This is a genomic window from Streptomyces canus 299MFChir4.1, from assembly GCF_000383615.1.
GTDB classification, from domain to species: Bacteria; Actinomycetota; Actinomycetes; order Streptomycetales; family Streptomycetaceae; genus Streptomyces; species Streptomyces canus_C.
On sequence record NZ_KB911588.1, the window covers coordinates 377,979 to 393,534 of the forward strand.

General features: G+C 70.5%; 12 protein-coding genes. 2 read left to right on the forward strand and 10 right to left on the reverse strand.

The window, feature by feature from the left end:
- Positions 1-41: 41 nt before the first annotated feature.
- The 9 genes from H293_RS0119640 to H293_RS0119680 form a co-directional block, all read right to left on the reverse strand.
- The gene (locus H293_RS0119640; RefSeq protein WP_020119558.1) at positions 42-845 is read right to left on the reverse strand and encodes an HAD family hydrolase; all 804 of its coding nucleotides are present in this window, start codon (positions 843-845) and stop codon (positions 42-44) included.
- Positions 842-2,119 (reverse strand): serine--tRNA ligase, encoded by a 1,278-nt coding sequence (gene serS, locus H293_RS0119645; RefSeq protein WP_028808012.1) that lies wholly within the window; start codon positions 2,117-2,119, stop codon positions 842-844. The genes H293_RS0119640 and serS overlap by 4 nt, the downstream gene beginning before the upstream one ends.
- Before the next feature lie 533 nt (positions 2,120-2,652).
- Complete coding sequence (gene pheA, locus H293_RS0119650; RefSeq protein ID WP_020119560.1) at positions 2,653-3,585, reverse strand: prephenate dehydratase; 933 nt, start codon at positions 3,583-3,585, stop codon at positions 2,653-2,655.
- Positions 3,586-3,751: 166 nt separating this feature from the next.
- The gene (efeB, locus tag H293_RS0119655; protein WP_020119561.1) at positions 3,752-5,029 is read right to left on the reverse strand and encodes an iron uptake transporter deferrochelatase/peroxidase subunit; all 1,278 of its coding nucleotides are present in this window, start codon (positions 5,027-5,029) and stop codon (positions 3,752-3,754) included.
- A gap of 8 nt (positions 5,030-5,037) precedes the next feature.
- Complete coding sequence (locus tag H293_RS0119660; RefSeq protein WP_020119562.1) at positions 5,038-6,963, reverse strand: copper resistance CopC/CopD family protein; 1,926 nt, start codon at positions 6,961-6,963, stop codon at positions 5,038-5,040.
- A gap of 13 nt (positions 6,964-6,976) precedes the next feature.
- Positions 6,977-7,429, reverse strand: coding sequence for a copper chaperone PCu(A)C (locus H293_RS0119665; RefSeq protein ID WP_020119563.1), 453 nt, complete (start codon positions 7,427-7,429; stop codon positions 6,977-6,979).
- Positions 7,426-8,082, reverse strand: coding sequence for an SCO family protein (locus H293_RS0119670; protein ID WP_020119564.1), 657 nt, complete (start codon positions 8,080-8,082; stop codon positions 7,426-7,428). Before H293_RS0119670 ends, H293_RS0119665 begins: the two co-directional genes overlap by 4 nt.
- Positions 8,083-8,162: 80 nt before the next feature.
- Positions 8,163-8,900: a YcnI family copper-binding membrane protein gene (locus tag H293_RS0119675; RefSeq protein WP_020119565.1), complete on the reverse strand. Its 738-nt coding sequence runs from the start codon at positions 8,898-8,900 to the stop codon at positions 8,163-8,165.
- A gap of 147 nt (positions 8,901-9,047) precedes the next feature.
- Entirely contained in the window at positions 9,048-9,851 is an 804-nt protein-coding gene (locus H293_RS0119680; protein WP_028808013.1) for a hypothetical protein, read from the reverse strand.
- A 230-nt stretch (positions 9,852-10,081) separates the two neighbouring features.
- Between H293_RS0119680 and H293_RS0119685 the strand changes: the two genes are divergently transcribed.
- Together H293_RS0119685 and H293_RS0119690 are read left to right on the forward strand one after the other, a co-directional pair.
- The gene (locus H293_RS0119685) at positions 10,082-10,522 is read left to right on the forward strand and encodes an ATP-binding protein (protein ID WP_020119567.1); all 441 of its coding nucleotides are present in this window, start codon (positions 10,082-10,084) and stop codon (positions 10,520-10,522) included.
- A gap of 101 nt (positions 10,523-10,623) precedes the next feature.
- The gene (locus H293_RS0119690) at positions 10,624-11,496 is read left to right on the forward strand and encodes an alpha/beta fold hydrolase (protein ID WP_020119568.1); all 873 of its coding nucleotides are present in this window, start codon (positions 10,624-10,626) and stop codon (positions 11,494-11,496) included.
- Positions 11,497-11,588: 92 nt separating this feature from the next.
- On the opposite strand, the gene fxsT is transcribed toward H293_RS0119690, so the two are convergent.
- Entirely contained in the window at positions 11,589-15,554 is a 3,966-nt protein-coding gene (gene fxsT, locus H293_RS0119695; RefSeq protein WP_020119569.1) for an FxSxx-COOH system tetratricopeptide repeat protein, read from the reverse strand.
- Between the last annotated feature and the right edge of the window lie 2 nt (positions 15,555-15,556).

Sequence of the window (15,556 nt, forward strand, 5' to 3'; positions counted from 1 at the left end):
GGGGCTTCCCGGCGAGGTGCTCCAGCAAGAAGGGCTTGGCGTCAGCCGAGCAGTCGTTCCAGTACCACCGCGATTCCGTCCTCCTCGTTGGAGGACGTCACCTCGTCGGCCACCGCCTTGAGTTCCTCGTGCGCGTCCGCCATGGCCACGGCGTACGAGGCCCAGGCGAACATCGGGATGTCGTTGGGCATGTCGCCGAAGGCGATCGTGTCCGCTGCCTTCAGTCCCAGGCGGCGGGCGGCCAAGGACAGGCCCGTGGCCTTGGACAGACCCAGCGGGAGCAGTTCGACGATGCCCTCTCCCGACATGGCGACCGTGACGAAGCCGCCCGCGGCCCGCTGGGCCGCCTCGGCCAGCTCGTCGTCCGACAGCTTCGGATGCTGTATGTAGATCTTGTTCAGCGGGGCGGCCCACAGATCCGACGCGTCCGTGAACGGCGTCGACGGCAGAGCGCCCGTCACCGCGTACCCCGGCCCGACCAGCACGTCGCCGTCGAGGCCGTCACGGCTGGCCGCCAGGTACAGCGGGCCGACCTCCGCCTCGATCTTCGCGAGGGCCACCCCGGCCAGCTGCCGGTCCAGCGTCACCGAGGTCAGCAGACGGTGCTCGCCGGCGTGGTACACCTGCGCGCCCTGGCCGCAGACCGCGAGACCGTCGTAGCCGAGGTCGTCGAGGATGTGCCGGGTCCACGGGACGCCGCGTCCGGTCACGACGATGTGGGCGGCGCCCGCCGCGGTGGCCGCGGCGAGCGCGTCACGGGTGCGCTGCGAGACCGACTCGTCGGAGCGCAGGAGCGTCCCGTCGAGGTCGGTCGCGATCAGCCGGTACGGAAAGGGCCGGCTCACTTGGCGACCGGCTCCAGCAGCTCCCGGCCGCCCAGGTACGGACGCAGCACCTCGGGCACCCGCACCGAACCGTCGGCCAGCTGGTGGTTCTCCAGGATCGCCACGATGGTGCGCGGTACGGCGCACAGCGTGCCGTTGAGCGTGGCCAGCGGCTGGACCTTCTTGCCGTCACGCATGCGCACGGACAGGCGGCGGGCCTGGAAGCCGTCGCAGTTGGAGGCCGAGGTCAGCTCGCGGTACTTGCCCTGGGTCGGGATCCACGCCTCGCAGTCGTACTTGCGGGAGGCCGAGGAGCCGAGGTCGCCCGAGGCCACGTCGATGACCTGGAACGGCAGTTCAAGACCGGTCAGCCACTGCTTCTCCCAGTCCAGGAGCCGCTTGTGCTCGTTCTCCGCGTCCTCGGGGGCGACGTACGAGAACATCTCGACCTTGTCGAACTGGTGCACGCGGAAGATGCCCCGGGTGTCCTTGCCGTAGGTGCCGGCCTCGCGGCGGAAGCACGGCGAGAAGCCGGCGTAGCGCAGCGGCAGCTTGTCGGCGTCCAGGATCTCGTCCATGTGGTACGCGGCGAGCGGGACCTCGGAGGTGCCGACCAGGTAGTAGTCGTCCTTCTCGAGGTGGTAGACGTTCTCCGCGGCCTGGCCGAGGAAGCCGGTGCCCTCCATGGCGCGCGGGCGGACCAGCGCGGGGGTGAGCATCGGGGTGAAGCCGGCCTCGGTGGCCTGCGCGATCGCCGCGTTGACCAGGGCGAGCTCCAGGAGCGCGCCGACACCGGTCAGGTAGTAGAAGCGCGAGCCGGACACCTTGGCACCGCGCTCGACGTCGATGGCGCCCAGCGCCTCGCCGAGCTCCAGGTGGTCCTTGGGCTCGAAGCCCTCGGCGCCGAAGTCGCGGATGGTGCCGTGCGTCTCCAGGACGACGAAGTCCTCCTCGCCGCCGACGGGGACGTCGGGGTGGACGAGGTTGCCGAGCTGCAGGGCGAGGCGCTTGGTCTCCTCGTCGGCGTCGTTCTGCGCTGCCTCGGCGGCTTTGACGTCGGCCTTGAGCTGCTCCGCCTTCTGGAGCAGCTCGGCGCGCTCCTCCGGAGTGGCCTTGGGGATGAGCTTGCCGAGCGACTTCTGCTCGGATCGCAGCTCGTCGAAGCGGACGCCGGACGACCTGCGCCGCTCGTCGGCAGACAGGAGGGCGTCGACGAGGGCGACGTCCTCTCCACGGGCGCGCTGGGAGGCGCGCACTCGGTCGGGGTCCTCACGGAGCAGGCGAAGGTCAATCACGCGGCCAAGGCTACCGGTGCGGGGATACGGCCCACGACTCACTATTCCGTGCCGTACCGAATCGTGTCTTACGTACCGTTATGGGCGAATTGCGCAGCGTGTCAATGAAAGGTGCTCAAGGTCCCCGGGGCGAGGCATGTGCGCGTAGTCCTGTTGACTCGACTCCCTTGTGGAGAGCGGGACTTGGCATGCGGTTGTCCACAGGAATCCACACCCCTCGAAAAGTTATCCACAGGGTGTGCGGAGGATCTGTGGATTTCGGAATTGATCACTCCGAAACCTGGGGGTCACGCTGAGGATTCCCTGTGCAAACCCGCCCTTACCCCTACTTTCGAGTGGAAAGTGGTCACCCCAAAGGATTGCCTAAAGGAAAACAGTGGACGAAGGGTGACGTGCGTGCGTGTGGACACGGATGGGTCCTGAGGGCCGATTTGTCGACAGGGTCGCCTTTTGTTGTCGACTTGTCCCCAGGTCGAGAAGCGGACCTGTGGATAACTCCTGTGGATAACTAAAATCTGCAGGTAGGACCGGCGTTAGAAGCGGCCGTCCTGGCACCGGGCCACCCAGTCCGAGGCCGCCATGAACTCCTGGTCCGAGGTGCCGGCCAGCGGCGCCCGCAGGTCCGCCGGGTCCTTGTCCGCACGCGGGTACGAACCGAGGAACCGCACCTCGCGGCAGATCCGCTTCAGCCCCATCAGCGCCTCCGCCACCCGGCGGTCGGTGATGTGGCCCTCGGCGTCGATGCAGAAGCAGTAGTTGCCGATGCCCGCGCCCGTGGGCCGGGACTGGAGCAGCATCAGGTTGATACCGCGGGTGGCGAACTCGCCGAGCAGGTCGCGCAGTCCGCCGGGGTGGTCGTCGCGCTGCCACAGCACGACGGAGGTCTTGTCGGCTCCGCTCGCTGCGGCGGGCCGGGCCGGGCGGCCGACCAGCACGAACCGCGTCTGCGCGTTCTCGGCGTCGTGGATGCCGGTCTCCAGCGCCTCAAGGCCGTACCGGGCGGCCGCGAACTCGCCGGCGAAGGCCGCGTCGTACTGGCCCTCCTGGACCAGCCGGGCCGCGTCCGCGTTCGAGGCGGCCGACTCCCAGTGGGCGTCCGGGAGGTGCTTCTTCAGCCAGTTGCGCACCTGCGGCTGGGCGGCCGGGTGCGCGGAGACCGTCTTGATGTCCGCGAGCCCGGTACCCGGCCTGACCAGCAGCGCGAAGGTGATCGACAGCAGTACTTCGCGGTAGATCATCAGCGGGGCGCCCGCGACCAGCTCGTCGAGAGTGGTCGTGATGCCGCCCTCGACCGAGTTCTCGATGGGCACGAACGCGGCCTCGGCCTCGCCCGTGCGCACCGCGTCCAGCGCGGACTGCACCGACACGTACGGGATCAGCTCCCGGGTCGCCGCCTCGGGAAGCGTCCGCAGCGCGACTTCGGTGAAGGTCCCCTCAGGGCCGAGATACGCATAGCTCGCTGGCATGACCTCACCCTAATGGCCCTTGTGGAACGGGACCCACCTGTCTCAGGAGTGCCCCTCCGCGGGGTGAAACGGCGTGACCAAGGGGCCGCACGGGGCGTTCGCGTGACCCGGTCCGCCCAGCCACCGCGGCCACGCAGCGCACCCCCCTGCATCCCACGCCCCCCTCTCACCCCTCCAGCAACCGCTGCCCCACGTACTCCCCCTCCGCCGCCCCGCCCGGCACCGCGAACAGGCCGCTCGACTCATGCCGGATGTACTGGGAGAGCGCGTCGCCGCGGTCGAGTTTGCGCTGCAGGGGGACGAAGCCGCGCAGCGGATCCGCCTGCCAGCAGACGAACAGCAGCCCCGCGTCCGGTGCGCCGTCCGCGTCGATGCCGTCGTGGTACGAGAACGGGCGGCGCAGGATGGCCGCGCCCCCGTTCTGGTCGGGCCGGGTGATCCGGGCGTGGGCGTTGACCGGGACGAGCAGATCGCCCTTGGCGTCGGTCTTCTCCAGGTCCATCGCGGTCGTCTCGGTGCCCCCGGAGAGGGCCGCGCCGTTCGCCTTCCGGCGCCCGATGACGGCCTCCTGGGTCCCCAGGGACAACTTCTCCCAGTCGTCCAGCAGCATCCGAATCCGTCGTACGACCGCATAGGAGCCGTTCGCCATCCACGCGGGCGTGCCGGATTCGGGGACGAAGACGCGCTGGGCGAAATCGGACTCGCCCGGCTTCGGATTGCGTGTGCCGTCCAGCTGGCCCATGAGGTTGCGGGCCGTCATGGGGTGGGCCGTGGCTCCCGGGGTGCGGTTGAAGCCGTTCATCTGCCAGCGGACCTTCGCCGCGCTGCCCGCGTCCTTCTGGACCGCGCGCAGGGCGTGGAAGGCGACCAGGGCGTCGTCGGCGCCGATCTGCACCCACAGATCGCCGTTGCTGCGGGCCTTGTCGAGCTGGTCGGAGGAGAAGTCGGGCAGGGGGTCTAGGGCTACGGGACGCTGCTTCTCCAGCCCGGTGCGGGAGAAGAAGCCGTGCCCGAAGCCGAAGGTCAGCGTCAGTGAGGAGGGTCCGGCGTCCCGGGCGACATCCGTGTCGTGGGACCCGGTGGCCTCCCCGGCCATCAGCCGCCGAGCCGTCTCCGACCAGCGGCGCAGCAGCGCGGCGGCCTCCTTGCGACCGGCCCCTGCCGCGAGGTCGAAGGCGACGAGATGGCCGCGGGCCTGGAGGCCGTCGGTGATGCCGGGCTGATGTTTCCCGTGAAACATCACCTCGTCGCTGCCGACCGAGGTCAGCGGAGTCGCCCCGGCGGGTGCGGCGGCGTACCCCACGGCTCCGCCGGCCGCGCCGAGGACGAGCCCGGTGGCGCCGGCGGTGCCGAGCAGGGCGCGGCGAGAGATGCCCTGCCCCGAGGCGGGCCCGTCTTCCGTGGCGGCGCCTTCGGCGACGACGGGAAGGGACTGTTCAGCCATGGTGCGGTTCAGCCGATCTGCGCGTTCTTGGAGACGGTGGTCTGGTCGATGTCGGAGGTCCGCACGGTCACGGCGACCTTCCAGTCGCCCGCCATGGGGATCTGCACGTTGCTCGCCGACCAGTGGCCCGTGGCGATGCGGTCGGGGGTGACGGCGAGCGGCCCGATCTTCTTGGCCTCCAGGGTGAGGGCGACCTTCACCTCGGGGATGTCGAAGGCGCGGCCGTTGGGCCGCTGGACGTAGACGTGCATCTCGTTGCCGCCCACGCGCGCGGGGTCGAAGTCGACCGTCACGACGCCCTTGCCGTCCGTGCCGCCGGTGTCGAAGGACATGTCCAGGGTCACCGCCCCGGACCCGGCCGTCGAGGACGAGGAGGACGAGGAGGACGAGGAGGAGGCCGCCTTGGCCGCCTTGGCGTCCTGCTCCGTACGGCCGGGCTCGGTCTGCGTCAGCACGGTCGTGACCGCCAGCAGGACGACCGCGACCCCCGCCTCGGCGAGCACCGAGCGCCGCAGCCCGAACCGGTTCGGATCCGCGTCCCGTGTCCGCTTCTGCCGCGCGGTGTCCATCGCCGCCTGCTGCCGGGCGAGCTGAGCGGCCCGCTTGGAGTCACCTGCGCCCTTGGAACCGGCCCCCTTGGACTTGCCGGAGCCGGAGGCACTCGCAGTGACCCGCTCCTTCTGCTGCACCCGCTTGCTCCGCTGCACGACCGTGTCCGCGAGCTGCGCCGTCCACCTCCGGGAGATGAACGCGATGCCGACCAGCAGCGCCACCAGCCCGATCTTGACCAGCAGCAGCTGCCCGTACCGGGTCTCGGTGAACGCCGACCAGGAGCCGAGTTGCCGCCACGACTGGTACACGCCGGTCGCGACGAGTGCGACGACGCTGCCGAAGGCGACCTGGGAGAACCGCCGTACGGCGGCCGACTCGACCGGCGCCTCGGAGCGGTACAGCGCGACGAGCAGCGCGGTCAGCCCGCCGAGCCAGACGGCGACGGCCAGCAGGTGGACGACGTCGACGGGCATCGCGATGCCCGCCTGGAGGCCGACGGAGGCGTGCTCGGCCATCGCCCAGCTCGCCGCGAGCCCGGCCGCGACGACGGTCCCGCCGATCGCGAGCCCGAAGGTGAGGTCCCGCTTCTCCTCGTCCTCGCGCTTGTCATAGGCCCCGAAGAGCACGGAGATGAACAGGGCCGCCGCCGCGAGCAGCAGCAGCCGGGAGACGAGGGCAGCGCCCGCCTTGGTCTCGAGGACGTTCCCGAGCAGGTCCAGGTCGAAGATGTCCCCGACCTTCCCGGAGCCCGTGTAGGAGCCGCGCAGCAGGAGCAGCAGCAGGGTGGCCGCGGTGAGCGTGAGCCAGCCGCCGACGACGAGCCGCTGCATGGGCCGTACTCCGGCGCCGCGCTGCCAGCAGCCGAGCACGAAGGCGGCGCCGCCGACCAGCACGATGAAGCCGGCGTACGACATGTACCGCCCGAAGCCGTACAGCCAGCCGACGACCCCGCCGCCCGCGGTGTCCCCGGAGACGGAGACGGAGGTGACGGAGGGCGCGCCGATGGAGAAGGTGAAGGCACCGGCGACGGGATGGCTGTCGGCGGAGACGACCTGGTAGGTGACGGTGTAGGTGCCGTCGGGCAGCCCGCTGTGGAGTTTCACGGCGTACGTCGTGCCGCTGACCTCGGACGGCTTGCCCTGCTGGACGGCCTTGCCCTTGGGGTCGAGGACCCGCAGTGAGTCGTTCGACAGGGCGACCTTCTCGGAGAAGGTCAGCGAGACCTGGTCGGGCGCCTTGTCGACCACCACCCCCTGCTGGGGGTCGCTGCCGGTGAGCGCGGCGTGCGCCGAGGCCGGCCCGGCCGTGGTCAGCAGCAGGCCGCACGCGGCCAGGAGCAGCAGTACCAGGGTCCGGACGCGGGGGGCGATGGTCTGCGTCAAGGTGGTCCCTCCCTCAGTGTCCGGTCATGGGGACGTAGGTCGCCGACTTCACCGGCATCTTCACGACGACGGGGTCGGACTTGGCGAAGTGCAGTTCGACGGTGACCGTCCCACCCTGCTTCGGAGTCTGCTTCAGCTTCTCGAACATCAGATGGTTGGCACCGCTTTTGAACACGAGTTGACCGTGGGCCGGGACGGGCAGGCGGGAGACCTGCTCCATCGCGCCGCCGGTGGTCTCGTGCATCGTGATCTCGCCGTCGTCACTGGTGACCGAGGTCAACTCGTCCTTCGACGAGCCCGGGTTGGAGATGGTCAGGTACCCGGCGGCCATGTCGGCGGAGACGGGCTGCGGGATGTAGGCGCCGGAGACGCTGAGGCCTCCCGAGGAGGCGCCGGAGTCCGAACAGCCGGCCAGCAGCAGGGCCGCCCCCGTCAGGACGGCGAGCCCGGTGGAGGTACGTTTCACGGGTTCTGCCCCTTGATCAGCTTGGGCAGGTCCTTGGTGTAGTCGTCGACGGTGGCGTCCTCGCCGTAGAGGACGTATCCCTGGTCGGTCTTCGGGGAGAAGGCGACGACCTGGGTGCCGTGCACCGAGACGGTCTTGCCGGTCTTCTTGTCCTTGTGGGTCGGCTCGATGGAGATGCCGACGGAGCGGGCGCTCGCCTGGATGGTGGCGAAGTCGCCGGTCAGGCCCACGAACTGGGTGTCGATGCCCTTGAGCCACTTGCCGAGCTCGGCGGGGGTGTCGCGGGCCGGGTCGGTGGTGACGAAGACGACGGTCAGCTTGTCCTGCTCGGACTTGGGCAGCTGCTTCTTCGCGACGGCGATGTTGTTCATCGTCAGCGGGCAGATGTCGGGGCAGTGGGTGTAGCCGAAGTAGATCAGCGTCGGCCTGCCCTTCGTCTCCTTGCGCAGGTCGTACTTCCCGTCCTTGGTGTCGGTGAGGACCAGGTCCGGCTTCTCGAAGGGCTGGTCGAGGACGGTGGCCGCCTTGTCCGAGCCGGCCTCCTCCGAGACCACGGACACGGGCGAGCCGTTGTCGTCACCGCTGCCGCAGGCGGAGAGGGTCAGGGTGGCGGCGGCGACCAGCGCGGCCGCGGCGAACATCTTCTTGCGCATATCAAAATGTCCCAGATGTAAGTTTTTTCCGGTGCGCGCCGGGGCCGTACGGACCCCGGCGCGCGTCCGCGAGAACAGGGTCAGGCGTCGCTGCGCCGGCGGCCGGCGAGCACGCCGTAGGCCACGCCCAGCGCGCCGACGACGATGCCGACCACGCCGAGGACGCGGGCGGTGGTGTCACTGCTGTCGCCGTCCTCGGACCCGGTGCTCGCGGCGGCGTTCTCGGTCTTGGCGTCCGCCTCCTCGGCGGCCGACGAGCCGTGGTGTCCGCCCTCGGAGGCCGCGGACAGGGCGAGCACGGGAGCCGGCGTCTCGGGCTCCTCCGCGCCGTCCTCCTGGACCTCGATCCAGCGCACGACCTCCTTGTTGGAGTACGTCTGGACCGCCTTGAAGACCAGTTCGTCGGCGTCCTCGGGCAGGGCGCCGACGGAGACCGGGAACTTCTCGAAGTAGCCGGGCCGGATGCCGCCGTCCTTGCCGGTGGCGGTCCAGGTGACCTTGGAGACGGCCTCGGTGATCTGCTCGCCGTGCAGGGTGAGCGGCTTGGCGAGCTTGGACTTGGTGACCTCGATCTTCCAGCCCGGCATCGACTCCGGCATGACGGAGGCCAGCGGGTGGTCGGCCGGCAAGGTGACCTCGAGCTTGGTGGTCGAGGCGTTGTCGCGCTCGTTGGGAACCTTGAAGTCCACGACCGCGTAACCGCCCTTGGCGGCGGTGCCCTCGGCCTGCACGCTGACATGTGCGAACGCGGGTGAGGACAGGATGACGACGGCGGTGGCGGCGACGGCACCGGTGGCGGCGAGACGAGAAGCCTTCATGAAGAGCACTCCGCTTCGAGAGGGATACCTGTGACGAGGGATACGCGTGCGCACACGCGCGGGCCGCACGACGGCGGCCCTCATCCAGGTCTCCTCGGGAACAGGTCCTTCAGGAAGTTCGCGAAGTGGAGTGGTGGTCGCGTCGCGTCAGGCGGCGAGAAGGAGTCCGGCGGCGGCCGGCGGGCCGCGCCGGATCACCGTGTGCTGGAGTGCCGCCGTACGCGGTCGGGGCGGCGCGAGCGACGCCGTGAGCGGGGCGCGCGGCCCGGCGTCAGGCGCCCCCGGCAGCCCCGCACGCAGGGCACGCACCAGCGCGAGCGCCCCGCGCAGGGACCGTACGAGCGCTCCTTCGGCGACCGAATGCGCCGAGCACGTGGACAGTTCGGCGAGCCGCAGCAGCGCCAGGTCCCCGTGTCGCAGCAGCCACCCGGCGGCGACGGCCGCGAGGACGTGCCCGAGGATCATCGGCAGGGACGGCCACACGGAGGTGCCGGCCATGGCCTCGGCCGGATGGTGCGTCACCCCGGTCGTCCCGGGGTACAGCCGCGCCTCGGTGAGGACCTTCTGTGCCTGCGCCGGGCTGATCGCCGCGGCGGTGGTCCCGCACAGCAGCCGCGCGGCCTGCTGGACCAGAGCGGTGTCGGACGCCGGCGGCATCGACGACATCGTCATCGTGGCCGTGCCGTGCTGGCCGAGCCCGAAGAGCACATGCAGCACGGTCTGTCCGACCGCGAGCAGCGTCGCGATCCCCGGCAGCGAACGCGCGCGCCCGGCGAGAGGTGCCACGACGAGAACGACCCCGACGAACCCCGCGCCGAGCGTCCACAGCGGAACCGTGGCGCAGGAGGCGATCGAGTGACCGGCCGCGGCCAGCACGACGCAGACCGCGGCGAACACCGCGGCCCGCAGAACCCGGAGATCTCCTCCGGAGCGCGCGTGGGGGGCAGTCATGGCGGGCTCATCATCGCACTGGGCTTATGAGCGCCATACGGCAGGTCCACAAGATGACGTACGGGGTGTACGACCGGAAGGTCACTTCTGGTGCGCACTGCCCCACATACACCGTTCGTTGTGCCCAACGCATCGCCCATATGGGCGGCATCACGTCAACGATGTGCTTACACCGGGGCGCGCGCGGCAATACGTAACGGTATGTCGAGCCGCAGCCAGGAGGCTGGAGCATGAGCATCTGGTGGTCACTCCATTTGCGGCGCGAGGCTGCGAGCGTTCCCCTCGCCCGGCGTCTGCTGCTCGGCACCATGGAGACCGCGGGCGTCGACCCGGACGTCTCCTACGACCTCTCCCTCGCCCTCAGCGAGGCCTGTGCCAACGCGGTGGAGCACGGCGGGGAGAGCGGGCGGCAGGACTCCACGGCGGCCTACCGGGTCACCGCCTACCTCGACGGCGAGAAGTGCCGTATCGAGGTCACCGACTCCGGCCCGGGCTTCCCGCCGGTGCGGCCCCGCCCCACCCCCGTGGAGGCGGAGAGCGGCCGGGGCCTCGGTCTCATCCAGGAACTCGCCGACCACGTCCAGATCGGCAACAAGCCGGGCCGCGGCGCCGTGGTGAGCTTCGACAAGATCCTCAAGTGGCGGGAGGACGCTCCGCTGATGGCGGTGTGATCCGACGTCATGACTCCGGGGGGTTCCGGTCTGCATACTGACCGGTGCCGGTTGGTCTGTTGCCGAAAGTCACGGGAACGCCGGCCGTGGGGGGACTGCGGATGGCGCGGACTGTATGCACGAGGGACGGGCGGCGGCTGTCGGTCGAGGAGCGGGGCGATCCGAAAGGCCGCCCGGTCTTCCTGCTGCACGGCACCCCGGGCAGCAGGCTCGGCCCCGCCCCGCGGCCGTCGGTGCTCTACCGCATGGGAATCCGGCTGATCACCTTCGACCGGCCTGGATACGGCGGTTCGGACCGCAGCCTCGGCCGTACGGTGAGCGCGGCGGCCGAGGACGTGCGCCTGATCGCCGACGCGCTGGGGATCGGCCGGTTCGGAGTGGTGGGCCGCTCAGGCGGTGCCCCGCACGCGCTCGCCTGCGCGGCACTGCTCCCCGAGCGCACCGCACGGGTCGGCGCCCTGGTCGGGCTCGCCCCTCAGGACGCCGCCGACCTCGACTGGTTCGACGGCATGACCGAGGCCAATGTCCATGCCTACGTCAACGCGGCCGCGGGCCGGCACCGGCTCACCGCCACGCTGGGAAGACGCTCACTGACGATCCGCGCCGATCCGGCGGCCTCCGTCGCCGAGATGCGCAGCGGGCTGCCCGAGTCGGACCGCCGGATCTTCGCGGACGCCGGCATCCAGGCCATGCTGGAGCGCAACTTCGCCGAGGGCCTGCGCAGTTCCGCCGACGGCTGGGTGGACGACGTCATGGCGTTCAGTACCGGCTGGGGCTTCGAGCTGTCGGGCATCGACGCCCCCGTCTTTCTCTGGCACGGCGAGGAGGACATCTTCGCCCCCGTGGAACACACCCGCTGGCTCGGCCGCAACATCCCCGGGGCCCGCGTCGAGGTGGAACGCGGCGCCGCCCACTTCGGGGCACTGCGCGTGATGACCCGCATCATCGGCTGGGCCGCCCGACTCGACGGGTGACGACGGCCGCGGCATCAACACCCAGCCACGACGGCCGCGGCGTCGGCACCGGCGCATGACAGCGCGGGGCCCCCGCCCCGCGCCACCCCGGATCACACCTGTTGCGGCTCCAGATCCCGATCGATCCGCTGCCATGCGGTCGCTGCCTCACTGAGCGGATGGGTCTCGCCCAGCCGCTGGATCAGATCGGTCTCCGCGTCCTGGTGGAGTCGGGTGGCCTCCTTGTCCCGGCCCAGGTCGCGGAGGGTGATCGCCAGGTTGGCCATGCTGCTGAGGACATCGGGGTGGGTGGGCCCGAGCCGGGCGCGCAGCCCGGTCAGAGCCGGCCGCTCCCAGTGCTCGGCCTCTTCGAGGCGACCGAGGTCGGCCAGCGCGTTGGCCAGGCTGGTCCCCGCGCTCAGAGCGGCCGGGTGATCGCCGCCGAGGGCCGCCGCGAGGGCGGTGTGGGCCTGTTCGGCCAGGTCCGCGGCCTTCTGCGCATCGCCGAGGGCCCGGTGGTAGGTCGCCAGGTTGTTGATGCAGAACATCGTGAACGGGTGGTCGGGGCCGAAGGAGTTCCGATACCCCTCCAGCACCTCCTCGACCTGCCGTACGGCCCGCGCAGCACCCTGCTCGGGATCGGTGGCGAGGTAGTCGGCGGCGAGGTTGAGCTGACAGGCCAGTTCCTCGGGAATGGAGCGGCCGTACCGGTCGCGGTAGCGGGTGTGGGTCTCCCAGGTCTGCTCGCTCAGCTGCAGCGCCTCCGCGGACCGGCCGGCCTTGCGCAGGGACACGGCGAGGCTCTTGTCGACCCGCAGCACCTCCGGCACGTACGGGTTGAGCACCTGGCCGAAGAGCTCGCGCACCTGACGCAGGATCTCCACCGACTCGTCGTACTCGCCGAGCTCCCTCAGGTCGCGGGCGTAGTGGCTGCGGGTGGTGAGTGTGTAGGGGTGCAGCGGGCCGACCAGCGCGGTGCGGCGGCGCACGGTGTCCTCGTCGAGCCGCCGGGCGGCCTCGCTGTCCCCGGTGAGGCGGTGGTCGATGGCCAGATTGTTGGCGGAGCGGAGGGTTCGGGAGTGGTCCTCGCCGAAGATCTCGCGGAATCCGTTGTAGTTGCGCTGGTCCAGCTCCAGTGCCTCGTTGAAGCGGCCGAGCGCCCGCAGGTCGGCGGCCACGTTGCCGGAAGTGATGAGCAGGGACGGGTGGCCCTCGTCGAGGAGCCTGCGCTGCCGGGCCAGGGTGTCCTCGTCCATCTCCCGGGCGGCCTGGTACTCACCCTGGGAGCGCAGGATGTTGGCCAGCTCGAATCGGAGGTTGAGTATCTGCTCGTCGTTGGAGTCCGGGAACTCGGTGCTCCAGAACTCGTCGAGCTGGGAACCCAGGGTGCGGGCGAGGTGCAGTTCGCCGCGCTTCCACAGGTAGCGCATGCGGTCCACCATCAGCTGCCGGGGCTCCTCCTCCGCGCACTCGCGGATGTTGGAGGGGACGAGGTGCGGCCAGATCACCTCGAACTCGGGCCACTTGGCGGGGTCGTCCACCGCGTCCTCGGAGGGCCGTATGGCGGCGAGGATGCGGTGCACCTCGTGGACGGTGTCCTCGGCCACCTGCGGGTCCATGCTGTCGCGCACCGCGGCCTGCACCAGCCGGTGCACCTGGATGGAGTTGTCGGAGGCGTCCACCTTGGCCAGCGCGAACCTGTTCAGCGCCTGGGTGACCTTGCCGAGCATGTACCTCGCGCGCAGGTCCTTGTCGTAGGGCAGCAGCGCCCTGATCATCGCGTCGCTGCCGACGAGGGCCATCGAGATCGGCTCGGCGGACAGGAAGCTGCACAGTTCGAGCAGCCGGGCCGCCGCGGGTGACTCGTGACGCAGCCGGGTGACGGAGATGTTCCAGGTGGCGCCCACGGAGGACGGGTACTCCACGGCGTTGACGGCGGCCTGGACCGACAGCACCTGGGTGCTCTGCTCACGCAGCTGCTCGATGTACTCCCCCACGGGCGTGGCCGTCGTGGCCAGCCAGGCCGCCGCGACCTCGATCGCCAGGGGCAGGTCGCCGACCGCGTCGGCCACCAGGGCCGCGTCCTCCTCGCGCAGTCCCGGCACCCGTCCGGTGAGGTGCTCGACGCTCTCCTCCCGGGTGAAGACCTCGACCTCCACCGTCCGGACCTGGGTCGAGGCCGGCTTGGTGCGGGTGGTGACCAGGAGGTGGCCGTAGACGTCGTCGGGGATCGGGCCGGTCTGGTCGCTGAAGCGGTTCAGCACGTCGTCCAGGTCCTCGACGTTGTCGAAGACCAGCAGCCAGCGCTTGTACGGGTGGCCGGCCCGCAGGGCCTGAAGCGCGGCCACGGCGGCCTCGGACACGTCGTCGCCGATGCCCGGGGCGAGCCGTCGGCCGAGGTCGGCGAGTTTGGGCGCGACCAGGTCGGGCTGTTCGGCGTCCACCCACCACACCAGGTCGTAGTCGGGCTTGAAGCGGTTGGCGTACTCGCGTGCCAGCTGGGTCTTGCCCACCCCGCCGAGCCCGTGCAGCACCTGGGGCAGCCGCCCCCCGGACGCGCCGGTGACGAACTGGTGGCGCACCTGTTCCAGGATCGAGGAGCGGCCGGTGAAGAACGGATAGCGGGGCTGGACGTTGGACACGCTCGTGCTGCTGTTGGGAAAGCGCGCGCCGTGCGGGTGGGCGGCCGGCTGCGGCGAGCTGGGCCGGCCCAGGCCGGTGAGCAGCTGGGTCGCCGCCGTCTCCTCGTCCAGCCGGGCCAGATCGATGGTGCTGCCCCGGTTCGCGTACGGAATCTGCTGTACGTCCCCGACCCGCAGGGCGACCGGCTGGTGCTGGTGCGGACCGCCCGAGTGCACCGTGGCCTCCCAGGCGGCCTGGGCCGTCCGGGAACCGAGGAAGGCGGGGGAGACCACGGCGAGCACCCGCTGCGAGCCGCCGGCCAGCGCCTCCGCGCCGACCTCCAGGGTCGTCATCGACCGCACGTCCTGGGAGGCCACCTCGAAGCGCGCCTCGCGCAGCACCGCCTCCAGCCAGTCCACCCACATCCGGTCCTCGGAGACGTACTGGAGCAGCAGTTTCGACGGCGGCAGGGGGCGGCGGCGGGTGTAGGCCGAGACGTACTGGTTGCGCTTGACCTCGTTGAGGGGCGGCAGGGAGGTCACCCGACCGGCGGTGACGACGGAGGTCAGCCGCTCGCAGGCGGTCAGCATGGAACTGGCGACCTTGGGCGGGTCACCGAAGGGGGCGAGGATCTCCTCGTAGGCGTAGTAGGGGCGGTAGGGAATCTCCACCGAACCCCAGTAGGCGGTGAGTTCCTCGGGGTCCATGCCGCTGGGCAGGCCGTCGAAGCGCTCACGGGCCAGTGCGCGTCCGGCGTCGACCTTGTCCTTCTCGCCGTCGTCGATGCGCATGGCGACCGGCAGGATCCGGATCCCTTTGTCGCCGTAGCGCTCCTCGATGTCCTGGGCGACCGCGGCGGCGCCCTCGATGCTCTGGTCGCTGAGTGTGTAGCAGACCACCAGGGTGCTGGGCATCTGCACGGTGCAGATGTCGGCGAGGTCGCTGTGGCCGGTACGGCTGTCGATCAGGGTGAAGTCGTAGTACCGCTCCATGTCCGAGCGCATCGCGTCGAAGAACTGACCGCCGCCGTAGCTGCTGTAGAAGCTGTCCCAGTCCATGTTGCCGACGATCGGGTAGTCGCGGTGGCGCATGCCCGCCGACAGGAAGTCCAGGCTGCCGGGCTCCGGGAAGTTCCACTCCAGGGAGATGGCGTGGGGGCGCACCCGGGCGTAGCGGCGGTGCCAGTCCGGTTCGCGGTCGGGCAGGTCACGCAGTGCTTCGCGGCGGTAGTCGTCGATCAGGTTGACCAGGCCCGGAGTGGCCCGCAGTAAGGAGGGCTTCAGGAACGGGTGGAAGAACCTGTGCAGGCCCGGGGCTTCGAGATCCCAGTCGACAGCGAGCACGCGGTAGCCGTTGGCGGCCAGGATCCAGGCCACGTTGGCGAGGGCCATCGTCCGGCCGGTACCGCCCTTGTACGAGTAGAAGGTGATCACTGAACCCTTGCGGTTCTCGGTCATGG